This window comes from Paraburkholderia caledonica (assembly GCF_000383275.1).
GTDB classification, from domain to species: domain Bacteria; phylum Pseudomonadota; class Gammaproteobacteria; order Burkholderiales; family Burkholderiaceae; genus Paraburkholderia; species Paraburkholderia caledonica.
Window position 1 is genome coordinate 859,369 of record NZ_KB911034.1, and the last position, 26,137, is coordinate 885,505.

Below are 26,137 nucleotides of genomic sequence, written 5' to 3' on the forward strand. Positions count from 1 at the left end.
CCTATCGGGTCAGCCGCCCTCGAATTGTCCGCGCCTCTCTGGACGCCGGGCACGAGTTACTTCAGCACGAGTTACTTCATCAGCCGACGCCGAAACAGCACGGTGGCGACGATAAACCCTCCTACCGCATAACCCGCCAGCACGGCCACGTGCCACAGGGCGTTGTCGAGCGGGCGACCAAGCATCGCAGGCCGTATCAGATCGACCGCGTGCGCCAGCGGCAGGACCTCGGCCGCACCACGCGCGGCGGCAGGCAACTGCGAGATCGGGAAGAACACGCCGGAGAGCAACAGCATCGGCGTCAACACCAGCGTTTGATAAAACATGAAAAAGTCGTACGACGGCGCGAGCGCGGTCACGACCATCGCGACACTTGCGAACGCGAGGCCGGTCAGCACGATCACGGGCAACGCGAGCAGCACTGACGGAAAACTGGCGTAGCCGAGCGCGCCCGCCACCAGCATGATCGCGGCGCCCGACAGGACCGACTTGCTGGCCGCCCAGATCACTTCGCCAAGCACGATATCGCCGAGCGTCAACGGCGTGTGCATGATTGCTTCCCACGTGCGTTGCACGTGCATGCGCGAGAAGCCCGAATACATCGACTCGAAACTCGCGGACATCATGACGCTCGACGCAACGGTGCCTGCTGCTAGGAACGCGATATACGACACGCCGTCGACGCGGCCGACCATCAGCCCGAGACCGAAACCGAGGCCGAACAGGTAGATCATCGGATCGGCGAGATTACCGAACATGGAGGCGAGCGCAAGCTTCTTCCACACAAGGTAGTTGCGGCGCCACACTGCGATCCAGTTGACCGCGTTCGCGGGCAACGCGGCGAAAGGGGCCTGCATGGGTGGCGTGGCTTCATTGCTTCGATAAGTGCGTGCATCCATTGCGTGTCTCGTGCAGTGTCGATGGAAGTCAGTCCTGCATCTCGCGGCCGGTGAGACGCAGGAACACATCCTCGAGATTCGCCGGGCGGTGCAGATAGCGCAGGTCCGCTCGCTGCTTCAGTCGCGCATGCACTGGCCCGGCGTCGTTCACATAACAGAAGAGCGTCTCACCGCTGATCTCGGTTCGCTGTGCGAGCGGCGCAAGCTCATCGCGTAATGCGAACGGATCGGGGCCGAAAATCTCGATGACGTCGCAGCCGATTTCCGACTCGATCAGCTCCCTTGGCGCACCTTCCGCAATCTTGCGTCCTTCTTCGATCACGCACAGCCGGTCGCATAGCCGCTCGGCTTCTTCCATGAAGTGGGTGGTCAACAAGATTGTCTTGCCACGCGCGAGCAGTGAGCGCAGTCGCTCCCAGATGAGATGCCGTGCCTGCGGGTCGAGGCCGGTAGTCGGCTCGTCCATGATCAGCACATCGGGATCGTTGACGAGCGCCCGCGCGAGCGTGAGGCGCCGCTTCATGCCGCCCGACAGTTCGCTCACACGCGCGTCGGCCTTGCTCTCCAGCCGCGCGAATTCCAGCAGCGACGGCACCATCGCGCGGCATTGCGCGGCGCTCAGGCCGAAGTAGCGGCCGAACACCAGCAGGTTCTCGCGGACGGTAAAGTCGGGATCGAGGTTATCGAACTGCGGCACCACGCCCACGCGCGCCCGCGCGATGCGCGCCCGGCCGGGAATCGGCTCGCCGCACAGGCGGATCGAGCCGGCGTCCGGCGTGGCAATGCCGAGCAGCATGCGCAATGTGGTGGTCTTGCCGGCGCCGTTCGGTCCGAGCAGGCCGAAACACTCACCGACGTCGACATGAAACGACAGTCCGTCGACAACTTTCTTTTCGCCGTAACTTTTTTCAACCTGCTGGAATTCGATAGCGGTGTCGGGCATGGATAGGGATCGAGGCTCAGGCAAAAGAGGCGAATCGACGGGAAGGCTGCTCATTCTAGGTCATCAGCCGGGAAATGGCGGTTTAAGGAGCGCCCCGCGCTGTGGCTTCTTGCACTGCCGCAAAGGCGTCGCCGGCGTTGTCCTCACCGAGCGTGCCTCGTATGCACAAGGCCGGGGCGTGCAGCAATCGCACTTAGCGTTTTCCATCCCTTGCAAGCTGAATTGCGGCGCACCATGATTGATTCAGACCGCGCTTTTGCGGAAAGGGGAAAACGATGGCGAGCTACCAGAAAATCCTGCTGTGCTATGACGGCTCGCGTGAAGGCCGCAAGGCTCTGCGTTGCGGCGCGGACCTTGCGCTGGATCTGAAGGCGCAAACGCATCTGCTTTCGGTGGTGGACATGCGTTCGAGCATTGCGCAAAGCGCGGGCCTGCTGACGGACGTCGCATGCGGCAGCTTCGAAAAGACGGCGCGGGACATCCTGCAAGAGGGCGTGGACTGGCTGACCGAGCGCGGCGTCAACGCGCAGGGTCACTTTGCGTTCGGCCATCCGATCGACGAGATCGCCAATCTTGCCAACGAGTTGCACGTCGACCTGGTGGTGGTGGGCCACCGTTGCCGCACAGGCTTGTCCCGATGGTGGATGGGTGCTGGCAATACACCGCTGCTCGACCGGGTGTCATGCAGCATTCTGGTCGCGTGCTCCTCAGCGCATGAGCAGCAGCAGGAAGCGGCCTGACGATGCGGTTCGGGCGCACGGCCACCCGCGCCAGGCATGCAGCCTTCGTGCGGGTGCTTCGTGCGGGTGGGTGCTCGTGAGCTTTGGGCCGGATGAACGCGGAGGACGGAGTAGCGGGCGGCGTGTGCATTGCGAGTGCATTGGGTCAAATCGGCCGCGTGCGCGTTCGATCTGACAAGCCGCGCCTGGCGCTCACTCGTTCAGATTGACCGCCGCCAGCTTCCACGTGAAAAGACCCTCGCGCATGAAGATGGCGGAGTAACGCGCGTCCCCCGCACCGTGCTGGTATGTGACGGCGAACTCGTTGAGGCCGCGGTAGCCGGCTGTGGTTTGCGGCGGTTGCGGCGGGGTGGCCCTATTAACCGCGTTGCCGTTCGGATCACCCGTAGTGCCGCCGGGCGCGCCGCTGTCCGCACCGGACGATGCGGGGGCGGGCGCATTGGCAGCAGGCGGATTGCCGGTGACCGGCGCGGCGTTGGGCCGCTCACCCGGCTCGCCGCGCGGCGGCATGCCGTTCAACAGCGCGGCCACGCCGTCGGGTGTTGCATACGCGTCGACGAGCGGGCCGATCAACGCGACGCCAATCATCGCGCCGATCGCAGCCAACGGATTGCCGTTTCCGTGTGAGTCCAGCCGCCGCGTCAGCAAGCCGGTGACTTGCTGCTTCAGGCTCTCGCGCAACGCAGGAAAATCGACATACCGATTCACCGTCTGCGCGTCACGTGCGTCGGCGGCGCGTTTGAGGTTGTTGAGCGCGATATACGGGGAGGCATAAGCGAAGCCCAACGCCGCGATCAGCGCGATCACGATCAACGTGACGGTAAGCGTGACTGCAAGCGGACGGGCGCTGCGCTTCCTGGGTGTTGAAACTGCCATCGAGCGGAAAACTCCTTCAGGTGTGATCTAACGTGGACCGCAACCGCGCTGAAACGATCCGTGCGCTGCCACAAACCATGTGAGCGACGCGCCCCACACCTCACAACTCATCAAGACTCGAACACCGCACCGTGGACGTTGGTTTCCTCGGCGATGCAACGGTCAATCATGCGGCACACCGCGTCTACAGTGCCGACCATGATGAGCCGCGACGGCCCGTGGTACACGCGCACAGGCGCACGGCGCTCGGGCTCGGCAGTATTGAGCCCCGAGTTCAGCGACACGCGGGCGAATGCCGGCAGTGACGATGGCAACGCGGCCTGCCGGTCGGACCCACGAGCGGGCGAGTCGAACAGCGACGCGGTAGCGGCCGTGGACGCTTCGATCAGTGAGCAAGGTACCAGCTTGCGCAGATGGCGCAGACGGCCGAACTGGCGAAACGGCAACAGGCGGGCAAGGCGTTCCATGAGTCTCTCCGGGCGATTCAACATGAGTACTGCTTTAGTCGGTGAGCAGGCGAGCGGTTGGCTAATGACGCACTGAGCTTGTCGCTCATTGCGCCAAACCCGTGCTGTCAGAATTCGCCCGGGCGGATCAGCCCGACAGCGATGCCTTCCAGCGCGAAATCCGCACTGCCTGTCTCAACGAAGATGTTCTCGTAATCGGGGTTCTCGGCAATCAACTCGATACCGTTCGCGCGGCGCTTCAGGCGCTTGACCGTGACGTCGTCGCCAAGCCGCGCAATGATGATCTGGCCGTCTTTGGCCTCGCTTCTTTTCTGCACCGCGAGCAGATCGCCGTCGAAGATACCCGCGTCGCGCATGGACAGCCCGCGCACCTTGAGCAGGTAGTCGGGCTTGCTCGAGAAGAGCGCCGGGTCGCACGCATAGTGTTGGGCGATATGTTCCTGCGCGAGGATCGGGCTGCCGGCGGCAACCCGGCCGATGAGCGGCAGCGACAGTTGCATGATGCTGGCGTGCGGCAACGTGAACTGATGCGGCGCCTCGTCCGGGCCAGCAAGCAGGCGAATGCCGCGCGACGCGCCGGCCGCGAGTTCGATCACGCCCTTGCGTGCAAGCGCCCGCAGATGCTCTTCAGCCGAATTGGCCGAGCTGAAGCCCAGTTCGGCGGCGATTTCCGCACGCGTGGGCGGAAAACCGGTGCGCTCTATGGCCCGGCGGATCAGATCGAAAACCTGCTGCTGTCGTGCGGTGAGTTTGGTCATGGCGCCACTGTATGGATGAACAGGTGCCTGTATTTTTATACAGTATCCGGCGCAATTCAAGCTTTACTTTAAGTTTGCGGCTCGACCCCTCGCTGCAACGTCGTAAATCGACGTCAAGACATCCGTTTTCATGTCGCAACGCCTTATCTGGCTGTCATTACCACTTTTGCGTATTAAAAAATGAATAAACATTATTTTTAATGATGAAAGCCCCTGGATAGACTGGCCTCCAGTCGCTCATGTGCACGTGACCCGACGCAAAACAACACACGCTGTTTCAGCGCACCAACACGCGGAGAACTTGGCATGAACAATCACGAAGCGGGCCGGGCAGGCAGGAGCCGAAAACTTATCGCAGCGCTCGCGTTCGGCGCGGCAGCCGCGCTTGGCGTCCTTGGCGCGGCGGCCCAGGCGCAAGCCGCCGACACGACGCTGCTCAATGTGTCCTACGACCCAACTCGCGAGCTCTACCAGGATGTGAACCAGGCTTTCGCCAAAGAATGGAAGGCGAAGACCGGCGAGACCGTCACGTTCAAGCAGTCGCACGGCGGCTCGGGTGCGCAGGCGCGCTCGGTGCTCGACGGCTTGCAGGCCGACGTCGTGACGCTCGCGCTCGCCTATGACATCGACGCCATTGCGAACAAGGGTTTGATCGATAAAGGCTGGCAGAAGCGCTTGCCCGACAACGCGTCGCCGTACACGTCGACGATTGTGTTTCTGGTGCGCAAGGGCAATCCCAAGCACATCAAGGATTGGGACGATCTGACCAAACCCGGCGTGTCGATCGTGACGCCGAATCCGAAGACCTCGGGCGGCGCGCGCTGGAATTATCTCGCGGCATGGGCGTATGCAGCGCATCAGCCGGGTGGCAATGACCAGAAGGCCAAGGAGTTTGTCGGCAAGCTGTACAAGAATGCCGGCGTGCTCGATTCCGGAGCGCGCGGCGCGACCACCAGCTTCGTGCAACGCGGCATCGGCGACGTGCTGATTGCGTGGGAAAACGAGGCGTTCCTCTCGCTGAAGGAATTCGGTCCGGACAAGTTCGAAATCGTCGTGCCGTCCGTGAGCATTCTGGCCGAGCCGCCGGTGGCGGTGGTGGATAAGGTCGTCGACAAGCATGGTACGCGCAAGCTGGCCGAAGCGTATCTGAACTTCCTGTACAGCGAGCAGGGCCAGGAAATCGCCGCGAAGAACTTCTACCGTCCGCGTTCGAACAAGGTTCCGGCCGAACTGACCTCGAAGTTTCCGAAGCTGAAGCTGTACACGGTCGACGATTCGTTCGGCGGCTGGGCCAACGCGCAGAAGACGCACTTTGCGGACGGCGGCGTGTTCGATTCGATCTACCAGCCTCAGTAACACCGCCCAGGTCCGCGCCGCGGCAGGCGCGAACCGAGGCAACGCGACGCGCCACGGCGCGTCACTTTCCGGAGCGCGCCACTGGCGCGCTTTTGGCCGATCAGGACCAGGCGGCCGGCAACACGAGCATCAACCGAAAGAGTATCGAGCATGACCACGTTGACCTTCCGCAAACCAAGCGCGTTGCCCGGTTTCGGCCTGACACTCGGCATCACGGTGGCTTATCTGAGCCTCGTGGTGCTGATTCCACTCGCGGCGACTTTTCTGAAGACAGCCACCCTCGACTGGAGTCAGTTCGTGCGCGCCGTCAGCTCGCCGCGCGTGCTGGCCTCGTACCGGCTGACGTTCTTCTCCGCGCTCGGCGGCGCACTGATCAACGCGGTGTTCGGCTTTCTGGTCGCATGGGTGCTCGTGCGGTACAGGTTTCCGTTCAAGCGCATCGTCGACGCCGTGGTCGATCTGCCGTTCGCACTGCCCACGTCGGTGGCCGGCATTTCGCTCGCGGCCGTGTACGCGGGCAACGGCTGGATTGGACAGTTCCTGGAGCCGCTCGGTCTGAAGGTCGCATTTACGCCGGTGGGCGTGCTCGTCGCGCTGACCTTTATCGGTTTGCCGTTCGTCGTGCGCACGGTGCAGCCGGTGCTCGAAGAGTTCGAGCGCGAGCAGGAAGAGGCTGCTGCTTGCCTCGGCGCATCGCGCTGGCTGACGTTTCGCCGCGTGGTGTTGCCGGCCGTGTTGCCGGCACTGCTGACGGGCTTTGCGCTCGCGTTCGCGCGCGCACTAGGCGAATACGGCTCGGTCATTTTCATTGCAGGCAATGTGCCGATGAAGTCGGAAATCACATCGCTGCTCATCATCACGAAGCTCGAGCAGTATGACTACGCCGGCGCGACGGCGCTTGCCGTCGTGATGCTCGTAGTCTCGTTCCTGATGCTGCTTTTCATCAATACGCTGCAGTGGTATCTGCAGCGCCGCACGAGCCGCGGCAACGCAGGTCCGGCGCCTGGCGCCGCGAGCGTTGCAAGCATTGGCGGAGGTGCGCAATGAGCCGCCATTCGGCAGGTCACGTCGATAACGCCGACGGCGTCACGCCGCACGCCGTGGCTCCGCGCGCGCCACTGAACATTGCGCGCCGGCCCGATCCGGTCACCGAACCGCCGCTTGTCCGCTGGATTCTGACCGGCATTGCGCTGCTGTTTCTCGGGCTCTTTCTCGTCGTGCCGCTCGTCGCCGTGTTTTATCAGGCGTTGAACAAGGGGCTTGGTTTTTATCTGGAGTCGCTCGCCGATCCGGATGCGCTGGCGGCCATCAAGCTGACGGCAATTACAGCGGGAATCGCCGTGCCGCTCAATCTGGTGTTCGGCCTCGCGGCTTCGTGGTGCATCGCGAAGTTCGAGTTTCGCGGCAAGGCGCTCCTCACCACGTTGATCGATCTGCCGTTCTCGGTCTCGCCAGTGATCTCGGGTCTTATCTACGTGTTGATGTTCGGCGCGCAAGGATGGTTCGGTCCGTGGCTGCAAGCGCATAACGTGCAGATCATCTTCGCCGTGCCCGGCATTGTGCTCGCGACAATCTTCGTGACGTTCCCGTTCGTCGCGCGCGAACTGATCCCGCTGATGCAGGCGCAAGGCAACGACGAAGAGGAAGCCGCGCATGTGCTCGGCGCGTCCGGCTGGCAGATATTTCGCCGCGTCACGCTGCCCAATGTGAAATGGGGCCTGCTGTATGGCGTGATTCTGTGCAACGCCCGCGCGATGGGCGAGTTCGGCGCGGTGTCGGTCGTATCGGGCCATATTCGCGGCCAGACGGACACCATGCCGCTGCACGTCGAAATTCTCTACAACGAATACAACTTCTCGGCGGCGTTCGCCGTGGCGTCGGTGCTGGCCTTGCTCGCACTCGTGACGCTCGCATTGAAACTGCTCGCCGAGCGTCATATGTCGGCGGAACTGTCGGACGCCCGCGACGTGCCGGCGCACGCCGGACCCGTCACGCTGCCGTCCGCTTTGCCGTCGACCGCGCAGTCGCTGAACATGCAATCTTCGCAGCAACACCCGCTCAAGCAAGGAGAGCTGTAATGGGTATCACCGTACGTAACCTGCAGAAGCGCTTCGGCGATTTCGTCGCGCTCGATAACGTCTCGCTCGATTTTCCGCCGGGCGAACTGGTTGCGCTGCTCGGGCCCTCGGGGTGCGGCAAGACCACGTTGCTGCGCGTGATCGCGGGCCTTGAATACGCGGACGGCGGGCAGGTCGTCCTGCAGGGCCAGGACGTCGCGACTGTCGGCGCGCGTGAGCGCGAAGTGGGTTTCGTGTTCCAGCACTACGCGCTGTTCCGTCATATGACGGTGTTCGAGAACGTGGCGTTCGGGCTGCGAGTGAAGCCGAGGAAGGAGCGTCCGTCGGAAGCGGTGATTCGCGAGAAGGTGCATGAGTTGCTCAAGCTCGTGCAACTCGACTGGCTCGCGCAGCGCTATCCGTCGGAATTGTCGGGCGGGCAGCGACAGCGTATCGCGCTCGCTCGCGCGCTTGCCGTCGAGCCGAAAGTGCTGCTGCTCGACGAACCGTTCGGCGCGCTCGATGCGAAGGTTCGCAAGGAATTGCGCAGCTGGCTGCGGCGTCTGCACGACGATCTGCATATCTCGACGATTTTCGTCACGCACGATCAGGAAGAGGCGCTCGAAGTGGCGGACCGTATCGTCGTGCTCAATCGTGGACACGTGGAGCAGGTCGGCAGTCCGCAGGACGTGTACGACCATCCGCAAACGTCGTTTGTGTATGAGTTTCTCGGCGCGGCGAACCGCCTGCACGGCAACGTCGACGCGAGCGGATTCGTGGTGGACGGCGCGGCGTTGCCGGTCGCCATTAGCACCGACTTCAGCGGTCCGGCTTTCGCTTATGTACGTCCGCACGATTTGCAGTTGTATCCGCAGTCGGCGGGGCACCGCGAGGGTATCGTCGTCGATGTGCGGCGCGTCGTGACACTGGGCGGCTCCGTGCGGGTCGAACTCGCGGGCCGCGAGGGCAATCTGCTCGAAGCCGAACTCGATCGGGAAGCATGGCGCGAGCTGCGTCTCTCGATCGGCGACGGCGTGACGGCGGTGCCGCGCGCGCTGCGGGTCTTCCCGGCGCAATGAGCGCATGACCGATGCGACTCCACGCGAATGAACTGAATAACTCGAACAACTCAACTCTCGCTGAACCGGACACTTCAAGATGAACTTCCAGCAATTGCGCTTCGTGCGCGAGGCCGTGCGTCAGAACATGAACCTGACCGAAGTGGCGAACGTGCTCTACACGTCGCAGTCGGGCGTGTCGAAACAGATCAAGGATCTCGAGGACGAACTCGGCGTCGACATTTTCATTCGACGCGGAAAGCGGCTCACGGGTCTCACGGAGCCGGGCAAGGCGGTGCATCAACTGATCGAGCGGATGCTGCTGGACGCGGAGAATTTGCGCCGCGTCGCGCGTCAGTACGCGGACCAGGACAGTGGCCATCTGGTGGTCGCGACCACGCACACGCAGGCACGCTACGCGCTGCCGAAGGTGATCCGTCAATTCACCGAGGTTTTTCCGAAGGTGCATCTGGCGCTGCGCCAGGGCAGTCCGCAACAGATCGCGCAGATGATCATCAACGGCGAGGCGGACATCGGCATCTCGACGGAAGCGCTCGACCGTTTCCCCGACATCGTCACGTTTCCATGCTATTCGTGGCATCACGTCGTGGTCGTGCCGAAGGATCATCCGCTCGTCGGCCGCCCCAATCTGACGCTGGACGAAATCGCCGAATTCCCGATCGTCACGTATGACCAGGACTTCACGGGCCGCTCGCATATCGACCAGGCGTTCGCGAAAGCGGGGGCGCTGCCCGACGTGGTGCTGACCGCGATCGACGCCGACGTGATCAAGACGTATGTGGAGCTCGGCATGGGTATCGGCGTGGTCGCGGCAATGGCCTACGACCCGAAACGCGACAGCGAACTGGTCGCGCTCGACACGCAGCACCTGTTCGAGGCGAGCACGACGCGGGTCGGCTTGCGCAAGGGCGCGTTTTTGCGCGCATATGCCTACCGGTTGATCGAGATGTTCGCACCGCAACTGACCGAGGCGGAAATCGCCGCGCAGTTGCGCGAGGCAGTGTGAGGCGCTAACGGGGAAAGCGGCCTTGGCCGCTTCAAAGGCGCGCGACGGCGGCGCGTCATCGCTTACAATCGCCGCCATGAACGCACAGACTTCTTCTTCCTCTCCTGGCGCCGCCGCGTTGCTGCCGCGCATCGCCGTGCTCGCCACCGGCGGCACGATTGCCGGCGCGGCCGCGGACGCTACCAATACGTCTGGCTATCAGGCCGGCGTGGTCGGCGTCGAGCAATTGCTGGCCGTGGTGCCGGCGTTGTCGACGGTAGCCCGCATCGCGCCGGAGCAGATTGCGAGCGTCGACAGCAAGGACATGGCGATGCCGCTGTGGACCGCGCTCGCGCAACGTATCAACGCACTGCTTGCTGACGACGACATCGACGGCGTGGTGGTCACGCATGGCACCGATACGCTCGAAGAAACCGCGTATCTGCTGCATTTGACTGTCAAGTCCGACAAACCGGTGGTGCTGACAGCGGCAATGCGCCCCGCGTCCGCGCTGTCCGCCGATGGACCGCTCAATCTGCTGAACGCCGTGACCGTCGCGGCAAATGCCGGCGCGCGCGGACAGGGCGTTCTCGTTGCATTCAACAACAAGATTCACAGTGCGCGTGACGTGGTCAAGACGAGCACCTATGCCGTCGATGCATTCCAGTCGCCCGAAGTCGGTGCGCTTGGCTGGGTGCAGGACGGGCGCGTCGAATTTCAGCGCAGCGTCGTACGTCCGCATACGCTGTCCACTGAATTCGTGATCGGTGCGAACTGGCCGCATGTGGATATCGTCGCGAGCTATGCCGGCGTGTCGCGCATTGCCGTCGATGCGCTCGTGACAGCCGGCGTGCGCGGCATCGTCGTTGCGGGCACGGGTAATGGTTCGATTCACGCGTCGCTGACGCAGGCTCTGGCCGATGCCGCTTCGCAGGGCGTCGCGGTAGTGCGTTCGTCGCGCGTGGGCTCAGGCCATGTAATGCGCAACGGCGCGGCCGCCGACGATGCACTCGGCTTTGTCAGCGCCGGCTCGCTCAATCCGTACAAGGCGCGCGTGCTGCTGATGGTGGCATTGGCCGCTGGCGGCGCCGGACCTGTCGCTTTGCAAAAAGCGTTCGATACGTATTGACGCCTCGCGGCGTTCAACGGAAGTTGTCAAAGAAAAACGCGGCGCTCGAGTAATGACTTCGAGCGCCGCGTTGCGTTTTATCGCAGTGTTTTTGCCCGCCCGAGGCGGGCATTTGCAATCAGCTATTACGCAGCCGGAATCACCAGCACCTGGCCGGGATAGATCTTATCCGGGCTTTTCAGCATCGGCGTATTGGCCTGGAAGATCACGTCGTTTTTAGCGCCGCTGCCGTAGTACTTCTCCGCGATCTTCCACAGGTTGTCGCCCGGCACCACCGTGTGGAATTGCGTAGGCGCCGCGGCGGGCGCAGTTACGCTCAACTGGTCGTCGACCTTGTCGACGTTCTGCACATTGCCGGCTGCCACGAGGATCTTGTCCTTGGTCGGCTGGTCGGCGGCTTCCCCCGATACGGTGACCGTATGGCTCGTGCCGTCGTACGTCACCTGCAGATTCGTTGCGTTCATACCCTGGCTGCGGATGTAAGTGGCGATCGCGTCGCCTGCGGTCTTGTTCAGCGCGGCGAGGTCCGGTGCGGCGGGCGCGGATTCGGCCTTGGCCGTCGTGGACGCGGCGCTGAACAATTTTTCGCCGGCTTCCTTGATGAAACTGAGAATACCCATCGATCACACTCCTCATGTTGGTACGCAAGCATGCTTTGCGTACGAGTTAAGCACTCGTTGCGATGCTGAGCACGCCGCACAACGCGAACGCGTTGATCAGGCAGCAGGCGCGCCCGGATGCATGCAACGACTCACGAGTGTAGGAGATAGCGGGTGACGAAGTGTCAAGAAAGGTGAGGAAGAGGGCACGAAGTTGCAAGCAAATGCAAACGTGCGTGCATCACGGCGCCGCATGAGGGCGCACGCCATTGAGTGGCGGAGAAAACCTGAGAATGAATCCGACAGCCGGACACCCGACGACGACGTCTGACCGACCAAGGCTTCCCCGGCGCCGCCGGGTGCCGCTGCGGACCCCACTTTGCCGCTCTCAGCCCAGAGCGGCACGATTTGCCCGTTCCACCGCGATGCCGCGCGACAAAACGGGCGCCCCACTTGCGATTGCCGTAGCGTCGACGAGGCAACATCCGCGGCAACCGGTATTACCGGGCTATTTACGCTTCTCCATGCATGCGGCCACTGCTGTTGCTGATTCGCAAGCCGCGAAGAAACGCTGCAAGTTCAAGCTGCTTTCGCTTCGCTATCCGGCGCTTGTGCGACTTCGTAATTCGCCATGATTTCGAGTGCGCGAACCATCGCCGAGTGATCCCATGCCTTGCCGCCGTTCGCCGCGCATACGCTGAACAGTTGCTGCGCGCTCGCGGTGTGCGGCAGCGCTATGCCGAGCTTGCGCGCGCCGTCGAGTGCGAGGTTCAGATCCTTCTGATGCAGTTCGATCCGGAAGCCCGGATTGAAAGTGCGCTTCGTCATGCGCTCGCCGTGCACTTCGAGAATGCGCGACGAAGCGAAGCCGCCCATCAAGGCCTTGCGCACACGTTCCGGATCGGCGCCGGAGCGCGATGCGAACAGCAGTGCTTCGGCCACTGCCTCGATGTTCAGCGCCACGATGATCTGGTTCGCGACCTTGCACGTCTGACCCGCGCCGTTGTCGCCGATCAGTGAGATATTCTTGCCCATCAGTTCGAAGAGCGGCTTTGCTTGCGCAAAGGCTTTCTCCGGGCCGCCGACCATGATCGTGAGCGTTGCCTCGCGTGCACCGACTTCGCCGCCGGACACCGGCGCATCGAGATAATCGACGCCGAGCGCATTGATCTTCTTCGCGAACGCCTGAGTATCGAGCGGCGAGATCGAGCTCATGTCGATCACGAGCTTGCCTGCCGTGAGGCCGGCGGCGACGCCGTCGTCGGCGAAAAGAACGTTGGCCACGTCAGGCGTGTCGGGCACCATGATGATCACGATGTCGGCGGCCTGCGCGACAGCGGTCGAGTCGGACACCACGTTCGTGCTCTTGCCCAGATCTTCGGGCACTGGGTACGCGCCGTTCACGAACAGCGTGTGACCGCCCTTGAGGAGGTTGCGCGCCATATGCGCGCCCATGATGCCGAGCCCGATGAAACCGATCTTTGCCATGTGTCTGAATCTCCAGTGTTTCCAGTGTTGTTAGCGGTCCCTTGGCGGGACTTCTTTCGAGGCGTCACGCGCCCGGTCTGCACGACTCGGTGTTCAGCGCATCGTTCAGGCGGCGGCGTGCGCGGCGCCGCGCCTTTGCCCGGCCACGCTCTGCACCCAGCACAAGCCGGCAGTGGTGTTCGTGCGCGGCTTGTATTCGCAACCGACGTAGCCGTCGTAGCCAATCGAGTCGAGCAGGTCGAACAGGAACGGGTAGTTGATTTCGCCGGTGCCGGGTTCGTTGCGCCCCGGGTTGTCGGCAAGCTGGATATGCGCGATTTGCGGCAGATTCTTTTTGATCGTTGCCGCGAGTTCGCCTTCCATCCGTTGCATGTGATAGATGTCGTATTGCAGGAACAGATTGTCCGACCCCACGGCGCGAATCACGTCGAGGCCTTCGCTTGAGCGATTCAACGCGAAGCCCGGAATGTCGTAGGAGTTGCACGGCTCGACTAGCAGTCTGATACCGGCCTTCTTCAATTCACCCGCTGCAAAACGCAGGTTATCGACGATGGTCGCGCGCGCCTTGTCGGCATCGACGCCCGCCGTCGGAATACCGACGAGGCAATTCAGTTGCGGCACCTTCAGCGCGCTCGCGTATTCGATCGCACGGCCCACGCCTTCCTGGAACTCGGTTACGCGATCGGGCAGGCAGGCAATGCCACGCTCGCCGGCTTCCCAGTTGCCCGCGGGCAGGTTGTGCAGCACGAGCTTCAGCCGGTTCTGCTGAAGACGCTCGCTCAACTCGGCGATCCGGTACGGATACGGAAACAGGAATTCGACGGCGTTAAAGCCCGCGTCGGCTGCGGCCGCGAAGCGGTCGAGGAACGGAACTTCGTTGAAAAGCATCGTGAGATTCGCTGCGAATTTGGGCATGATGCTCAGGTCTCTCTGGTCGGTCGTTGAAAAACTTCATAGCGCGATTGCAGTGCAGTCGTGCAATCGCGCCCCCGCGATTTCGGCCGTCACGCTCAGTCGAGAATGCTGATCGCAGTCGGCGCGTCTTCGCGCGTCACGGCGAGTTCCTCGAACTCGTTGATCGCGTCGATCTCGGTGCCCATCGAGATGTTGGTCACGCGCTCGAGAATCACTTCGACGATCACCGGCACGTTGAACTCGGAGAGCATCGACTGCGCTTTTTGCAACGCCGGTTTGAGTTCCTCCGGCTTGAACACGCGAATCGCCTTGCAGCCGAGGCCTTCGGCTACCGCGACGTGATCCACGCCATAGCCGTTGGTTTCCGGCGAGTTGATGTTCTCGAAGCCGAGCTGCACGCAGAAGTCCATGTCGAATGCGCGCTGCGCCTGGCGGATCAGGCCGAGGTACGAGTTGTTCACGACCACATGCACGTACGGCAGCTTGAATTGCGCGCCGGCCGCGAGTTCTTCGATCATGAACTGGAAGTCGTAGTCGCCCGAGAGCGCGACGATCGGCCGTTGCGGATCTGCTGCGCGCACGCCGAGCGCAGCCGGAATCGTCCAGCCGAGCGGGCCGGCCTGACCGCAGTTGATCCAGTTGCGTGCCTTGTAGACATGCAGAAACTGTGCGCCGGCGATCTGCGAAAGGCCGATCGTGCTCACGTAGCACGTGTCGCGGCCAAACACCTGGTTCATCTCTTCGTAGACGCGCTGCGGCTTCATCGGCACGTTGTCGAAGTGAGTTTTGCGATGCATGGTCTGCTTGCGCTGCTGGCAATCGGCGACCCATGCGCTGCGATCCTTCAGCTTGCCTGCGGCTTTCCATTCGCTCGCGACTTCGACGAACAGTTCGAGCGCGGCCTTCGCGTCCGACACGATGCCGAGGTCCGGACCGAACACGCGGCCGATTTGCGTCGGCTCGATGTCCACGTGCACGAACTTGCGGCCCTTCGTATAAACGTCGATGCTGCCCGTGTGACGGTTCGCCCAACGGTTGCCGATGCCGAGCACGAAGTCGGACGCGAGCATCGTCGCGTTGCCGTAACGGTGCGAGGTTTGCAGGCCGACCATGCCGGCCATCAGCGGATGGTCGTCGGGAATCGCGCCCCACGACATGAGCGTCGGGATCACCGGCACGCCGACGGTTTCGGCGAAGCGCACGAGCAGATCTTCAGCGGCTGCGTTCAGCACGCCGCCGCCTGAAACGATCAGCGGCTTCTCGGAATCGTTGAGCAAGGTGAGGGCGGCTTCGATCTGCTTGCGCGTCGCCTTCGGCTTGTAGACCGGCAGCGGTTCGTACGTGTCAATGTCGAATTCGATTTCGGCGAGCTGCACGTCAATGGGCAAGTCGACCAGCACAGGTCCCGGACGGCCCGAGCGCATCAGATGGAAAGCCTGCTGGAACACGCGCGGCACGAGCGCCGGCTCGCGCACGGTCACGGCCCACTTGGTGACCGGCTTCGCAATCGATTCGATGTCGACGGCCTGGAAGTCTTCTTTGTACAGGCGCGCGCGCGGCGCTTGTCCGGTGATAGCCAGAATAGGGATCGAGTCGGCCTGAGCGGAGTACAAACCGGTGATCATGTCGGTGCCGGCAGGCCCCGACGTGCCGATGCACACGCCGATATTGCCGGGCTGCGCGCGGGTATAGCCTTCGGCCATGTGCGAAGCGCCCTCGACGTGGCGCGCGAGCACGTGGCTGATGTTGCCCGCGCGACGCATGGCCGAGTAAAACGGGTTGATCGCTGCGCCCGGCACGCCGAACGCGGTGTCGATACCTTCTTTTTCGAGCACCAGCACGGCGGCGTCGACGGCTCTCATCTTGGCCATGAATGTCTCCTCAATGTTTGGAAATTGGCGAATAAGGCTCTTGAACGCACTTTAGGCTTGACCTAAAGGTTTGATAAGATCAGTCTGCGTCGCTTATTTCGAAACAAAAAGTATGGAATGCGGGCACACGCAGCGTGCGTCCGCAAGGAGACCGCCATGGATCGATTCAAGCAGATTGAAACCTTCGTGCGCGTCGCCGACGCGGGTAGCCTTGCGGCCGCGGCTCTGGAGGAGGGCGTGTCGCCGGTGATCCTCGGGCGGCGCATCGACGCGCTCGAAAAGCGCCTCGGCGTAAAGCTGATGTATCGCTCGACGCGGCGGCTCGTCGTCAGCGAGGACGGCGCGGCCTTTCTCGAACGTTGCCGCGGATTGTTGACCGAATGGGACCAGGCCGAGAACGAACTGAGCGCCGGGCGGCGCGCGGTGAACGGGCATCTGATCGTGTCGGCGCCGGCTGCGTTTGGCCGCAAGCACGTCGCGCCGCTCGCGCCGGCGTTTGTCGCCGACAAGCCGGAATTGCAGGTGTCGTTCAACCTGACCGATCGCGTCGTGGATCTGGTGCGGGAGGGTTATGACCTGTCGATACGCATCGGCGGTGCGGTGGATCCGAACTTCGTGGCGGTGAAACTCGCGTCGAACCGGCGCGTGGTGTGCGGCACGCCGGATTACTTTCGCCAGCACGGCAAGCCCAAAACGCTCGAAGACCTGCCGCGGCACAACTGTCTCGCGTTCAATCTGCAAGGCGGCCAGAACCGTGGCTGGTATTTTCGCCGCAACGGCAAGCTCGTCACGGTGCGGGTAGGCGGCACGCTCGATTGCAACGACGGCGAACTATTGCACCGCTGGGTGTCCGAAGGACTCGGACTCGGCTGGCGATCCACTTGGGAAATTCAGCAGCAGCTCGCGCGCGGTGAACTGGAAACGGTGCTCGACGAATTCGCGCTACCCGATTACGACATTCTCGCGGTCTACCCGCAGCAGCGCTATGTGCCGGCCAAGGTGCGCTATTTCATCGATTATCTGAAAGAGATCTACGCAAGCGAGGATTATTGGAACCGGCCGGGGTATTAGCGTGCTTTAGCGCTGACGCTCGACCACGCCACGCCACGCCACGCCACGCATGCGCGAGCGGTGCGCTCGGGGACGCTGCGGCGCGGTGACGGGCACGGCTGAGGCTTGGAGCGGCCTCTATAGGCGCGGGCCGCGAAGCTGCGTGACGGAGCAGCGCCGGCAGCTGCCCGCAGCGCATGAAGGCTAAATTTGAGCGGCGTTGGTTCACGCGCCACGTTCAGGTTGGGTGCTAAATCGTTGAAAACACGCCTCAATCGCAGCTCGGGACGGTGCAATGTCTTGCAGTCCATCCCCAATCGGGCTACAATCTTCGGCTTCTCACTTGCCACACCGGTTCGACGCCCGGGTGGCTTCTATCCAAAAGTCAGCACAAGGAGTGTGTATGCGTCATTATGAAATCGTCTTTATCGTGCATCCCGATCAGAGCGAGCAGGTGCCCGCCATGATCGAGCGTTACAAGAGCACGATCACGTCGCACGGTGGCCAGATCCACCGTATCGAAGACTGGGGCCGTCGCCAACTGGCCTACATGATCGAGAAACTCGCGAAGGCTCACTACGTCTGCATGAACATCGAATGCGACCAGACCACGCTCGACGAGCTGGAACACGCGTTCAAGTTCAACGACGCCGTTCTGCGTCACCTCATCGTCAAGATGAAGAAAGCCGAAACCGGCCCTTCGCCGATGATGAAGGAAGTGCAGCGCGAAGAAGCCAAGAAGTCGGCTGCTACGCAACCGTCCGAAGCGCAGGCTTAAGACACACTATTTAAGCTACCAGATCAAGCGTCGCCCTTGTCAAAGGCTTCATGAACCGGCTGCAGCTCACAGCCAGCGTCGTCGAACGCGAACCGGTGCGGTACACCCCCGCCGGCGTTCCGATTGCCAGCTGCACGTTGCACCACCGCACGGAAGTCGTCGAAGCCGGTATTGCCCGGCAAGTCGAACTGACCATGCAGGCGGTAGCCGCAGGCGAGGCGAGCGGTAAGCTGGAAAGCTGTCCGATGGGCGTGGAAACGCTCTTCACAGGCTTTCTGGCAAAAAAGCACCGCAACGCAAGAACTCTGGTATTTCACATCACAGCATTGCAGGACATTGGAAAGGACTGAACATGCCCCGCCCGACTGGTAAGAAATTCGACAAGCGTCGTCAGCAACAAAATCCGCTCTTCAAGCGTAAGAAGTTTTGCCGTTTCACGGCTGCTGGCGTCGAATACATCGACTACAAAGACATCGAAACGCTGAAAGACTTCATCGGCGAAAACGGCAAGATCACGCCGGCGCGTCTCACGGGTACGAAGTCGCACTATCAACGCCAGCTGGACACGGCAATCAAGCGCGCACGTTTCCTCGCGCTCGTGCCGTACACCGACCAGCACAAGGCCTAACCCGACGACGCGATAAGGAGCATCCGAATGCAAATCATTCTTCTGGAAAAAGTCGTCAATCTGGGCAACCTGGGCGATATCGTGAAGGTCAAGGACGGTTACGCACGTAACTTCCTGATCCCGAACAAGCAGGCTCGCCGTGCAACGAAGGAAGCGCTGGCCGAATTCGAAGTCCGCCGCGCTGAACTCGAAAAGACCGCCGCTGAAAAGCTGGCTGCTGCTCAAGCTCAAGGCGAAAAGCTGGCCGGTTCGACGGTTCAGATCGGCCAGAAGGCCGGTGTGGACGGCCGTCTGTTCGGCTCGGTGACGAACGCCGACATCGCCGAAGCACTGGGCAAGCAAGGCTTCGCGGTTGAAAAGGCGCAAGTTCGCCTGCCGGAAGGCCCGCTGAAGACGGTGGGCGACCACCCGATTCAGGTTTCGCTGCACACCGACGTGGTTGTCGACGTGACGGTGTCGGTACTCGGCGAGCACGTTTAAGAGCGCGTCTGAATCTACCGCATCAAGCATCAGATAGTGTTGGCCAGGTTGTTGCTGGCTGAGGGCAGGGGCCGGGCAACCGGCCCCTGCCTTTTTTGTGCCCGTTATTTTTTGCTCGTTCCGCTGGCCGCGGTCGCCTGATTTCCACGATAATTCCTCTCCATGAACGCACCGTCCAAAGATCCCCAACTCGAGTCGCTGAAAGTCCCGCCGCATTCGATCGAGGCCGAGCAATCGGTGCTGGGCGGTTTGCTGTTGGACAACGCCGCATGGGACCGGATTGCCGATTTCCTGTCGCAAAGCGATTTCTATCGCTACGATCACCGCATCATCTACGAGCACATCGGCAAGCTCATCGCGGCGACGCGTCCGGCCGACGTCATTACCGTTTACGAAGCGCTCGGAACATCGGGCAAGGCGGAAGAGGTCGGTGGCCTCGCGTATCTGAACGCACTCGCGCAGAACACGCCGAGCGCGGCGAATATCCGGCGGTATGCGGAAATCGTGCGTGACCGCGCGGTGCTGCGTCGGCTGGTTTCCGTCGCCGACGAAATCTCGGCCGACGCTTTCAATCCGCAAGGCAAGGAAGTCCGGCAATTGCTGGACGAGGCGGAATCGAAGGTGTTTTCGATCGCGGAAGACGGCGCGCGTGGCACGCAGGGCTTTCTTGAAATCGGCCCGCTGCTGACTCAGGTCGTCGAGCGGATTGACACGCTGTATCACACGGCGAATCCGAGCGACGTGACGGGCACGCCGACCGGTTTTGTCGACCTCGACCGCATGACTTCGGGCATGCACGGCGGCGAGCTGATCATTGTTGCGGGACGTCCGTCGATGGGTAAGACGGCGTTTTCGATGAACATCGGCGAGTACGTCGCGGTCGAATACGGCTTGCCGGTCGCTGTGTTCTCAATGGAAATGCCGGGCTCTCAGCTCACCATGCGTATGCTCGGCTCAGTCGGCCGCCTCGATCAGCACCGCATGCGAACCGGCCGCCTGACCGACGAGGATTGGCCGAAGCTCACGCACGCCGTGCAGAAAATGAGCGAGGCGCAAATTTTCATTGACGAAACCGGCGGTCTGAATCCGATGGAATTGCGCTCGCGCGCGCGGCGTCTGTCGCGTCAGTGCGGAAAGCTCGGGCTCATTATCATCGACTACCTGCAGTTGATGAGCGGATCGTCGTCGGGTGAAAACCGCGCGACCGAAATCTCGGAAATATCGCGATCGCTCAAGAGCCTCGCGAAAGAACTGGACGTGCCGGTCATCGCTTTGTCGCAGCTCAATCGCGGTCTGGAACAACGTCCGAACAAGCGGCCGATCATGTCGGATCTGCGGGAATCGGGCGCTATCGAGCAGGACGCCGACGTGATCCTGTTCATCTACCGTGACGAAGTGTATAACCCCGACAGCCAGGATAAAGGCACGGCTGAAATCATTATCGGCAAGCAGCGGAACGGCCCGATCGGACCAGTTCGGCTCACGTTCCACGGCCAATACACGAAGTTCGACAACTTTGCGGGCGCGCAAAATTTCTACGGCGATTAACCGCGAACAGCGGCGGCGCGACCGGAAAATCGCGCAAACGCAATAGGCGCTGTTGTAACCGCGCTTTGCAAAGTGCTACATCGGGCCCGCAACGGTACAATATGGCGGTTTTATGTCAGCCATTAAGTGACCAATTTTCGGGATCCCAATGTTCGGTCGATTCATGCCCACCGAGGGCAAGTTCTTTGATATTTTCAATGCGCACGCACAGTGCATCGTCTCGGCGAGCCGCGAACTCGAGCTCCTGATCGACAACCTGCAAGACGCCGAAACGCATAAGCAAAACGTGCAGAAAGCCGAGAAGGCTGCAGACAAACTCACGCACGAAACCATCGACCTGCTGCACAAGACCTTCATCACGCCGCTCGACCGCGATGAGATCCATAAGCTCATCACCACGATGGACGACATCCTCGATCTGATGGAGGACGTCGCCACCGCTATTTCCCTTTACGACGTCCAGTCGGTCACCTCCGAGGCAAGCCAGCTTGCGCACATCTGCACGGCGACTTCCGAGCGGGTGCAATTCGCCGTCAGCCTGTTGTCCGACATGAAGCAGGCAAGTCAGATTCTGAAAGCGTGCGAGGACATCGACCGGCTGGAGTCCGAGGCCGACCGGGTGCTGCGCTCGGCCATGTCCAAGCTGTTCCGCGAAGAAGACAACGTCAAAACCCTGATCAAGCTCAAAGCCATTTACGAATTGCTTGAAACGATCACGGACAAGTGTGAAGACGTAGCAAACATCATCGAAGGCATCGTGCTGGAAAACGCATAATGCAATCGATACAACTCGCTATCTGGGTCGTGGCCGGCCTGGTCGCCGTCGCGCTCATTTTCGACTTCATGAACGGCTTTCACGACGCGGCCAACTCGATCGCCACCGTCGTCTCGACAGGCGTTCTGAAGCCGCAGCAGGCAGTGGCTTTCGCCGCCGCGTTCAACGTCGTCGCATATTTCGTGTTTCACCTGAAAGTGGCCGCAACTGTCGGCAAAGGCACGATAGACCCCGGCATCGTCGATCATTACGTGATTTTCGGCGCCCTGGTGGGTGCGATCGGCTGGAACGTGATCACGTGGCACTACGGCATACCGTCGAGTTCCTCGCACGCACTGATCGGCGGACTGGTCGGCTCGGCGCTTGCCAAGTCTGGCTGGGGTTCGCTCAACTTCGACGGATTGCTCAAGACGGTGGCGTTCATTTTCATTTCGCCGCTGCTCGGGTTTGTGCTCGGCTCGTTTTTCATGCTGGCTGTGTCGTGGATCTATTTTCGTACGCCGCCGAGCAAGGTCGACCGGCGCTTCCGGCGTCTGCAACTCGTGTCGGCGGGTCTGTACAGCCTTGGCCACGGCGGTAACGACGCGCAGAAAACAATCGGCATTATCTGGATGCTGCTGATCGCAACCGGCTACGCGTCGTCGATCGCAGAGGCGCCACCGCTGTGGGTGATCGGCGGCTGCTATCTGTCGATGGGGGTTGGCACATTGTTCGGCGGCTGGCGAATCGTCCGTACCATGGGTCAGAAAATTACCAAGCTCAAACCCGTAGGCGGTTTTTGTGCCGAATCGGGCGGGGCGATCACATTGTTCACCGCGTCCTGGCTCGGTATTCCGGTATCCACCACGCACACGATCACCGGTGCGATCGTCGGCGTGGGCGCGACGCAGAAGCTGAGCGCGGTCCGCTGGGGCGTGGCGGGCAACATCGTGTGGGCATGGATTCTGACGATTCCGGCGTCAGCGGCGCTCGCTGCCGCCGCCTGGTGGTTCGGCCACCACTTCCTGTAACTGGCAGGCTGCGGGGCGGACGGCAGGGCCGTTCGCTCCGCAGCCGCAGCGCCGTGGTATAGGCTCGACGCACGGCGCGCGTTGCTCAGATTAGCGGCGCGCTGCCTCCATCCATCGGGACGATCGCGCCCGTCACATAGCTCGCGCGGCGGCTCGCCAGAAACAGCGCGACATCTGCAATCTCCTCCGGTTTTGCGTAGCGCCCGAGCGGCACTCGGGCCTGCCCACGCGCGAGCGCTTCGGCGCTTTGAATGCCTTGTTGCGTTGCTTCGAGCTTGACTGCTTCTTCGACGCGCTCAGTGAGCGTTGCTCCCGGATTGATCGCGTTGATGCGAATGCCGTAGCGCGCGTAGTAGTGGGCGAGGCCGACCGTGGCCAGCATCAGGGCGGCGTTGGCGGCGCCGCCGGCGATATGGATATCGCTCGCAATCTTCCCGCCCATGCCGATGATGTTGACGATCGTGCCCGGTTCTCCGCGATCGCCGCTTTTCGTGCGCTCGGCCATGCGGCGTAGCACTTCCTGCTGCGGGTAGATGTAAGGGAAATACTTCGCTTCCATCGTGGCGCGAAACGCGTCTGCATCGAGCGTTTCGGGGTCGTAGCGACGCGCCGCGCCGGCGCTGTTGACGAGCACGTCGATCGGGCCGACGGCCGTGCTCACTTCCTCGACGATGTCGGCGGCGCTATGCGGCTCATGCAGATCGGCGCGCGTGCGATGCACGTGCAAGCCTTCCTGCTTGAGCTGTTCGTAAGCGCGCGCCAGATTGGCGGGATCACGCGAAACGATTGCCACCTTCGCACCTTCCAGCGCGAAAGCCCGGGCGCACGCAAAGCCGATTCCCTTGCTGCCGCCCGTGATCAGCACCACTTTGTCTTTCAGCCCGAGATCCATTGTCGCCACCCGTTCGGAAGAATACCGATGACGATAGCAGATCGGCGCCCAACGTGTGCTGGCCGAGCCGCGACTGCGGACGGCGCTTGCGCGCGCGGAAATCGCACGAATCTGATTGCCGTGATGTTGGTGTGAAAACTTTAGACGGCTTTGGCTCGCCATCTCATGTATAGGAATGTCCGCGCGCCTCGCCCACGCGACTTGTTCGTCGATCGCAACTATTAATTCAGGATAACGAATTATGAGAAGCCGATTGGGGCATCATTTGACTAGCTGCGCTGTCCGGGTTGCTGGTCTTTATCACGAGCTACGACAAAGGCTATCTCGGCTTCCCCGGCCTACTGCGCGGCGACGTCTACTTGTGGTTGCCGCGAACCGGCCCCTGCCGGCAACGCGGCCAGCGAAAAAGCCGTTGATACGCCATCTGCACACCGCGTTTTGAAACGTCGTCAAACAACATCTCAAAGGAATCCTGAAGTGAGTCTAGACTGCTCATCGGCTTCCGTCATCGTCGCGGGTGACGTCATGATGGATCGCTACTGGTTTGGAGACAGCACGCGTATTTCGCCGGAGGCACCCGTGCCGGTAGTTCACGTTCAGCGCACGCGAGACGTGGCGGGCGGCGCGGCGAACGTCGCCGTCAACGCGGTGAACCTCGGTGTTCAGACTACGCTGTTGTCGGTCGTGGGCGACGATCACGATGGGCGTGCCTTGCAGTCTTTGCTGGAATCTCGCAATGTTCATTGCGCGTTCGTCCGCGATCCGGCGTTGCAAACCACCGTGAAGCTTCGCGTCATTTCACGCAACCAGCAAATCGTGCGCGCTGATTTCGAACAGCGTCCGGACCACGAGTTGTTGTTTCCGCTAGTGGCCCAGTTCCGGGAGAAGCTGAAGACCTGCAAGACCGTCGTGTTCTCGGATTACGGCAAGGGCGGCCTCGCGCACCTACGCATGATGATGGGCGACGCGCGGGCGGCGAACGCGTGCATTCTGGTCGATCCAAAGGGACCGGACTACTCGATATACCGCGGCGCGAGCGTCGTTACGCCGAACCGAGATGAATTCGCGCAGGCCGCGGGAAAGTGGAATGGCGAGTCGGACTTCGAGCGGCGCGCCTTCAAACTGCGCGACGATCTGGAACTGGGCGCGTTGCTCGTTACGCGATCCGAGGAGGGCATGAGCCTCGTTGTCGGCAACCGGCATGTTCGCATTCCCGCGCAGGCGCGCGAGGTCTACGACGTATCCGGCGCGGGCGACACAGTGATTGCCACCATGGCCGCCGCGCTGGCTGCCGGCCAAGACATGGAAAGTGCAGCGCGCCTCGCTAACGCGGCCGCCGGTGTCGTCGTCGGGAAGATCGGCACGGCGCCCATCACACTCGAAGAGCTCAATCGGCATGTCTGACCGCCTTGTCGTGACCGGTGCTGCTGGCGGTGAAGAGAGTGCGGCCACTTTGTGACCCCTCGCAACGCCAAGGGCCCAACGCCATTTCAGCCGTGCGCATGCGTGACGGCGCGCGGGTCAGGTAGGTCGGCCAGCTAGAAGTTCCCGTTGGCAAACCGGGCGATCGGGTCGTCGTTCGTTTGCGATGGGGCCGCGACGCCTCGTGACGCCGTCGAGGCTCGCATGATCTGTACGCTGCCGTTATCGCCCGGTGTGCGTTCTGCCGCGTCTGCCTGCCGCGCCTGGCGTGCCTGACGAGCTGCGACTGAAGAGGGCGGTGGCGGCTCGAACGCATCGGCGGCTGCGTCGATCGCATCGGCTCCTCGCGCGGCGGCCGTTTGGGAAACGGGCGGGGAACCTGCAGCGGCTGGCCGTTGAGCCTGTGCGCTCGCGCCGCCGTCATACCCACTGGCCCGAGCAGACAGAGCAGGCGTCGGCGACACCGCGCCTGCTGCGCGCGCCTGAATCTGCGCCGCGCTCATAGCCGGTGGCGGAGGTTCGAAGGGATCGGCTTGCGGCGCGCGCGTTGCCGCCGTTGCCGCAAGGGCCGGCTCGGCCGCCGCGGTCGATGGCGATGTCGATGGCGCGCGCGGCTCGGCGCCAGCGCGAGCCGTTACTTGGGAGGCCGACGAACCGGTCGCATAGACGGGAACTGCTCGAGTCGAAGCCAACGGTGCGTTCGCCGCCGACGGATCGCCGCTGCGATCTGCCGTGCTCGCCGCCTGTGTTACCGCACGCTCCGTCTGAGGCGCCGCCGCCTGGTAACTAGGCGCGTCGAACGGCACCGGCTTCGCGGCCGGTCCGGCCACCCGGCGAATGCCGTCGAAGCGCTTTGCCCAATAAGGATTGGTCAGATAATCGAGCCGCACAGTGCCGCCCGTCGACGGCGCGTTGACAAAGCGCAGCTTGCCCACATAAATGCCCACGTGCGAGTGCGCGCGACCGGTCGTGTTGAAAAAAATCAGATCGCCGGGCGCGATCTCGTCCGGTTCGACCGATTCGCCGCGTCCGCTCATATCGGCGGTCGTGCGGGGCAAATTCACCGAAGCCGCGCGCGACACCACATAGCGAACCAGGCCGCTGCAATCAAAGCCGCTATCCGGCGTGTTGCCGCCCCAACGGTAGGGCACGCCGACCAGGCTCATTGCCTGAATAGAAATTTCCTCGCGGCCAATGCTGTGGTCGACGAAGTTGGGGAAACCCGGTGGCGGCGCGCGGTACGCCCCGTTTGTGACGGTAACGGCGCCCGACGAACCGCGCGACGACGTCTTCTGCGGCGCGCCGGCACAGGCGGCGAGCAACAACACGGTCAGCAGCGAGAACGCAAGTCGGCACATGAAAGAGTAAAGCGGTAAACGCTCGTTTAATGAC

The 26,137-nt window shown here is 62.2% G+C and carries 27 protein-coding genes; 16 read left to right on the forward strand and 11 right to left on the reverse strand.

The window, feature by feature from the left end; all coding sequences use genetic code 11:
* Window positions 1-71 precede the first annotated feature (71 nt).
* Together H281_RS0103990 and nodI are read right to left on the reverse strand one after the other, a co-directional pair.
* Window positions 72-899: an ABC transporter permease gene (locus tag H281_RS0103990; RefSeq protein ID WP_020065792.1), complete on the reverse strand. Its 828-nt coding sequence runs from the start codon at window positions 897-899 to the stop codon at window positions 72-74.
* A gap of 28 nt (window positions 900-927) precedes the next feature.
* Window positions 928-1,842: a nodulation factor ABC transporter ATP-binding protein NodI gene (nodI, locus tag H281_RS0103995; protein WP_020065793.1), complete on the reverse strand. Its 915-nt coding sequence runs from the start codon at window positions 1,840-1,842 to the stop codon at window positions 928-930.
* 275 nt (window positions 1,843-2,117) lie between these two features.
* On the opposite strand from nodI, the gene H281_RS0104000 reads away from it, so the two are divergent.
* Window positions 2,118-2,582, forward strand: coding sequence for a universal stress protein (locus H281_RS0104000; protein WP_020065794.1), 465 nt, complete (start codon window positions 2,118-2,120; stop codon window positions 2,580-2,582).
* Window positions 2,583-2,774: 192 nt separating this feature from the next.
* Here H281_RS0104000 and H281_RS0104005 read toward each other — a convergent pair whose 3' ends face one another.
* The 3 genes from H281_RS0104005 to lexA all read right to left on the reverse strand — a co-directional run bounded on the left by H281_RS0104005 (window position 2,775) and on the right by lexA (window position 4,683).
* Window positions 2,775-3,458, reverse strand: coding sequence for a DUF2939 domain-containing protein (locus H281_RS0104005; protein WP_020065795.1), 684 nt, complete (start codon window positions 3,456-3,458; stop codon window positions 2,775-2,777).
* A gap of 110 nt (window positions 3,459-3,568) precedes the next feature.
* The gene (locus H281_RS0104010; protein ID WP_020065796.1) at window positions 3,569-3,925 is read right to left on the reverse strand and encodes a hypothetical protein; all 357 of its coding nucleotides are present in this window, start codon (window positions 3,923-3,925) and stop codon (window positions 3,569-3,571) included.
* A gap of 107 nt (window positions 3,926-4,032) precedes the next feature.
* Window positions 4,033-4,683 carry a transcriptional repressor LexA gene (lexA, locus tag H281_RS0104015; protein WP_027775193.1) on the reverse strand — a complete coding sequence of 217 codons (651 nt, stop codon included), beginning with the start codon at window positions 4,681-4,683 and terminating at the stop codon, window positions 4,033-4,035.
* A gap of 306 nt (window positions 4,684-4,989) precedes the next feature.
* On the opposite strand from lexA, the gene H281_RS0104020 reads away from it, so the two are divergent.
* The 6 genes from H281_RS0104020 (at window position 4,990) to H281_RS0104045 (ending at window position 11,289) form a co-directional block, all read left to right on the forward strand.
* Entirely contained in the window at window positions 4,990-6,039 is a 1,050-nt protein-coding gene (locus H281_RS0104020) for a sulfate ABC transporter substrate-binding protein (RefSeq protein ID WP_020065797.1), read from the forward strand.
* Window positions 6,040-6,189: 150 nt separating this feature from the next.
* Window positions 6,190-7,086 (forward strand): sulfate ABC transporter permease subunit CysT, encoded by an 897-nt coding sequence (gene cysT, locus H281_RS0104025; protein ID WP_020065798.1) that lies wholly within the window; start codon window positions 6,190-6,192, stop codon window positions 7,084-7,086.
* Entirely contained in the window at window positions 7,083-8,117 is a 1,035-nt protein-coding gene (cysW, locus tag H281_RS0104030) for a sulfate ABC transporter permease subunit CysW (protein WP_020065799.1), read from the forward strand. The genes cysT and cysW overlap by 4 nt, the downstream gene beginning before the upstream one ends.
* The gene (locus tag H281_RS0104035; RefSeq protein WP_020065800.1) at window positions 8,117-9,175 is read left to right on the forward strand and encodes a sulfate/molybdate ABC transporter ATP-binding protein; all 1,059 of its coding nucleotides are present in this window, start codon (window positions 8,117-8,119) and stop codon (window positions 9,173-9,175) included. Before cysW ends, H281_RS0104035 begins: the two co-directional genes overlap by 1 nt.
* 79 nt (window positions 9,176-9,254) lie before the next feature.
* Window positions 9,255-10,181 (forward strand): CysB family HTH-type transcriptional regulator, encoded by a 927-nt coding sequence (locus H281_RS0104040; protein WP_020065801.1) that lies wholly within the window; start codon window positions 9,255-9,257, stop codon window positions 10,179-10,181.
* A 76-nt stretch (window positions 10,182-10,257) separates the two neighbouring features.
* Window positions 10,258-11,289 carry an asparaginase gene (locus H281_RS0104045; protein WP_027804276.1) on the forward strand — a complete coding sequence of 344 codons (1,032 nt, stop codon included), beginning with the start codon at window positions 10,258-10,260 and terminating at the stop codon, window positions 11,287-11,289.
* 125 nt (window positions 11,290-11,414) lie between these two features.
* On the opposite strand, the gene lysM is transcribed toward H281_RS0104045, so the two are convergent.
* The 4 genes from lysM to gcl form a co-directional block, all read right to left on the reverse strand.
* Window positions 11,415-11,909, reverse strand: coding sequence for a peptidoglycan-binding protein LysM (lysM, locus tag H281_RS0104050; RefSeq protein WP_020065803.1), 495 nt, complete (start codon window positions 11,907-11,909; stop codon window positions 11,415-11,417).
* 558 nt (window positions 11,910-12,467) lie between these two features.
* Window positions 12,468-13,376: a 2-hydroxy-3-oxopropionate reductase gene (locus H281_RS0104055; protein WP_020065804.1), complete on the reverse strand. Its 909-nt coding sequence runs from the start codon at window positions 13,374-13,376 to the stop codon at window positions 12,468-12,470.
* 105 nt (window positions 13,377-13,481) lie between these two features.
* The gene (gene hyi, locus H281_RS0104060) at window positions 13,482-14,291 is read right to left on the reverse strand and encodes a hydroxypyruvate isomerase (protein ID WP_020065805.1); all 810 of its coding nucleotides are present in this window, start codon (window positions 14,289-14,291) and stop codon (window positions 13,482-13,484) included.
* A 95-nt stretch (window positions 14,292-14,386) separates the two neighbouring features.
* The gene (gene gcl / locus H281_RS0104065) at window positions 14,387-16,162 is read right to left on the reverse strand and encodes a glyoxylate carboligase (RefSeq protein WP_020065806.1); all 1,776 of its coding nucleotides are present in this window, start codon (window positions 16,160-16,162) and stop codon (window positions 14,387-14,389) included.
* Between the two features lie 156 nt (window positions 16,163-16,318).
* On the opposite strand from gcl, the gene H281_RS0104070 reads away from it, so the two are divergent.
* The 8 genes from H281_RS0104070 to H281_RS0104105 all read left to right on the forward strand — a co-directional run bounded on the left by H281_RS0104070 (window position 16,319) and on the right by H281_RS0104105 (window position 22,431).
* On the forward strand, window positions 16,319-17,233 hold the full coding sequence (locus H281_RS0104070; protein ID WP_020065807.1) for a LysR family transcriptional regulator: 915 nt from the start codon (window positions 16,319-16,321) through the stop codon (window positions 17,231-17,233).
* A 382-nt stretch (window positions 17,234-17,615) separates the two neighbouring features.
* The gene (gene rpsF / locus H281_RS0104075; protein WP_006048823.1) at window positions 17,616-17,990 is read left to right on the forward strand and encodes a 30S ribosomal protein S6; all 375 of its coding nucleotides are present in this window, start codon (window positions 17,616-17,618) and stop codon (window positions 17,988-17,990) included.
* A gap of 50 nt (window positions 17,991-18,040) precedes the next feature.
* Window positions 18,041-18,340, forward strand: a complete 300-nt coding sequence (priB, locus tag H281_RS0104080) for a primosomal replication protein N (protein ID WP_020065808.1) — start codon at window positions 18,041-18,043, stop codon at window positions 18,338-18,340.
* Between the two features lie 2 nt (window positions 18,341-18,342).
* Window positions 18,343-18,618 (forward strand): 30S ribosomal protein S18, encoded by a 276-nt coding sequence (gene rpsR / locus H281_RS0104085; protein ID WP_006048825.1) that lies wholly within the window; start codon window positions 18,343-18,345, stop codon window positions 18,616-18,618.
* Window positions 18,619-18,645: 27 nt separating this feature from the next.
* Window positions 18,646-19,098, forward strand: coding sequence for a 50S ribosomal protein L9 (gene rplI / locus H281_RS0104090; protein ID WP_020065809.1), 453 nt, complete (start codon window positions 18,646-18,648; stop codon window positions 19,096-19,098).
* 162 nt (window positions 19,099-19,260) lie between these two features.
* Entirely contained in the window at window positions 19,261-20,646 is a 1,386-nt protein-coding gene (locus H281_RS0104095; RefSeq protein ID WP_020065810.1) for a replicative DNA helicase, read from the forward strand.
* A gap of 148 nt (window positions 20,647-20,794) precedes the next feature.
* Complete coding sequence (locus H281_RS0104100; protein WP_020065811.1) at window positions 20,795-21,421, forward strand: DUF47 domain-containing protein; 627 nt, start codon at window positions 20,795-20,797, stop codon at window positions 21,419-21,421.
* Window positions 21,421-22,431, forward strand: a complete 1,011-nt coding sequence (locus H281_RS0104105) for an inorganic phosphate transporter (protein ID WP_020065812.1) — start codon at window positions 21,421-21,423, stop codon at window positions 22,429-22,431. Before H281_RS0104100 ends, H281_RS0104105 begins: the two co-directional genes overlap by 1 nt.
* A gap of 85 nt (window positions 22,432-22,516) precedes the next feature.
* On the opposite strand, the gene H281_RS0104110 is transcribed toward H281_RS0104105, so the two are convergent.
* Window positions 22,517-23,323 carry an SDR family NAD(P)-dependent oxidoreductase gene (locus H281_RS0104110; protein ID WP_027804277.1) on the reverse strand — a complete coding sequence of 269 codons (807 nt, stop codon included), beginning with the start codon at window positions 23,321-23,323 and terminating at the stop codon, window positions 22,517-22,519.
* A 477-nt stretch (window positions 23,324-23,800) separates the two neighbouring features.
* Between H281_RS0104110 and rfaE1 the strand changes: the two genes are divergently transcribed.
* Window positions 23,801-24,727: a D-glycero-beta-D-manno-heptose-7-phosphate kinase gene (gene rfaE1, locus H281_RS34305; protein ID WP_020065814.1), complete on the forward strand. Its 927-nt coding sequence runs from the start codon at window positions 23,801-23,803 to the stop codon at window positions 24,725-24,727.
* A 134-nt stretch (window positions 24,728-24,861) separates the two neighbouring features.
* On the opposite strand, the gene H281_RS0104120 is transcribed toward rfaE1, so the two are convergent.
* Window positions 24,862-26,103, reverse strand: a complete 1,242-nt coding sequence (locus tag H281_RS0104120; protein ID WP_020065815.1) for a C40 family peptidase — start codon at window positions 26,101-26,103, stop codon at window positions 24,862-24,864.
* Window positions 26,104-26,137: the final 34 nt, after the last annotated feature.

What these genes read in the sequence shown, in the direction of transcription:
- gcl (WP_020065806.1), bottom strand. Translation starts at nt 16,162, where the DNA reads ATGGCCAAGATGAGAGCCGTCGACGCCGCCGTGCTGGTGCTCGAAAAA.
- H281_RS0104005 (WP_020065795.1), bottom strand. Translation starts at nt 3,458, where the DNA reads ATGGCAGTTTCAACACCCAGGAAGCGCAGCGCCCGTCCGCTTGCAGTC.
- H281_RS0104095 (WP_020065810.1), top strand. Translation starts at nt 19,261, where the DNA reads ATGAACGCACCGTCCAAAGATCCCCAACTCGAGTCGCTGAAAGTCCCG.
- H281_RS0104100 (WP_020065811.1), top strand. Translation starts at nt 20,795, where the DNA reads ATGTTCGGTCGATTCATGCCCACCGAGGGCAAGTTCTTTGATATTTTC.
- lexA (WP_027775193.1), bottom strand. Translation starts at nt 4,683, where the DNA reads ATGACCAAACTCACCGCACGACAGCAGCAGGTTTTCGATCTGATCCGC.
- H281_RS0104055 (WP_020065804.1), bottom strand. Translation starts at nt 13,376, where the DNA reads ATGGCAAAGATCGGTTTCATCGGGCTCGGCATCATGGGCGCGCATATG.
- H281_RS0104120 (WP_020065815.1), bottom strand. Translation starts at nt 26,103, where the DNA reads ATGTGCCGACTTGCGTTCTCGCTGCTGACCGTGTTGTTGCTCGCCGCC.
- rpsF (WP_006048823.1), top strand. Translation starts at nt 17,616, where the DNA reads ATGCGTCATTATGAAATCGTCTTTATCGTGCATCCCGATCAGAGCGAG.
- hyi (WP_020065805.1), bottom strand. Translation starts at nt 14,291, where the DNA reads ATGCCCAAATTCGCAGCGAATCTCACGATGCTTTTCAACGAAGTTCCG.
- cysT (WP_020065798.1), top strand. Translation starts at nt 6,190, where the DNA reads ATGACCACGTTGACCTTCCGCAAACCAAGCGCGTTGCCCGGTTTCGGC.
- nodI (WP_020065793.1), bottom strand. Translation starts at nt 1,842, where the DNA reads ATGCCCGACACCGCTATCGAATTCCAGCAGGTTGAAAAAAGTTACGGC.
- H281_RS0104105 (WP_020065812.1), top strand. Translation starts at nt 21,421, where the DNA reads ATGCAATCGATACAACTCGCTATCTGGGTCGTGGCCGGCCTGGTCGCC.
- H281_RS0104110 (WP_027804277.1), bottom strand. Translation starts at nt 23,323, where the DNA reads ATGGATCTCGGGCTGAAAGACAAAGTGGTGCTGATCACGGGCGGCAGC.
- H281_RS0104020 (WP_020065797.1), top strand. Translation starts at nt 4,990, where the DNA reads ATGAACAATCACGAAGCGGGCCGGGCAGGCAGGAGCCGAAAACTTATC.
- rplI (WP_020065809.1), top strand. Translation starts at nt 18,646, where the DNA reads ATGCAAATCATTCTTCTGGAAAAAGTCGTCAATCTGGGCAACCTGGGC.
- H281_RS0103990 (WP_020065792.1), bottom strand. Translation starts at nt 899, where the DNA reads ATGGATGCACGCACTTATCGAAGCAATGAAGCCACGCCACCCATGCAG.
- priB (WP_020065808.1), top strand. Translation starts at nt 18,041, where the DNA reads ATGAACCGGCTGCAGCTCACAGCCAGCGTCGTCGAACGCGAACCGGTG.
- cysW (WP_020065799.1), top strand. Translation starts at nt 7,083, where the DNA reads ATGAGCCGCCATTCGGCAGGTCACGTCGATAACGCCGACGGCGTCACG.
- H281_RS0104070 (WP_020065807.1), top strand. Translation starts at nt 16,319, where the DNA reads ATGGATCGATTCAAGCAGATTGAAACCTTCGTGCGCGTCGCCGACGCG.
- rpsR (WP_006048825.1), top strand. Translation starts at nt 18,343, where the DNA reads ATGCCCCGCCCGACTGGTAAGAAATTCGACAAGCGTCGTCAGCAACAA.
- H281_RS0104000 (WP_020065794.1), top strand. Translation starts at nt 2,118, where the DNA reads ATGGCGAGCTACCAGAAAATCCTGCTGTGCTATGACGGCTCGCGTGAA.
- H281_RS0104010 (WP_020065796.1), bottom strand. Translation starts at nt 3,925, where the DNA reads ATGGAACGCCTTGCCCGCCTGTTGCCGTTTCGCCAGTTCGGCCGTCTG.
- H281_RS0104035 (WP_020065800.1), top strand. Translation starts at nt 8,117, where the DNA reads ATGGGTATCACCGTACGTAACCTGCAGAAGCGCTTCGGCGATTTCGTC.
- H281_RS0104045 (WP_027804276.1), top strand. Translation starts at nt 10,258, where the DNA reads ATGAACGCACAGACTTCTTCTTCCTCTCCTGGCGCCGCCGCGTTGCTG.
- lysM (WP_020065803.1), bottom strand. Translation starts at nt 11,909, where the DNA reads ATGGGTATTCTCAGTTTCATCAAGGAAGCCGGCGAAAAATTGTTCAGC.
- H281_RS0104040 (WP_020065801.1), top strand. Translation starts at nt 9,255, where the DNA reads ATGAACTTCCAGCAATTGCGCTTCGTGCGCGAGGCCGTGCGTCAGAAC.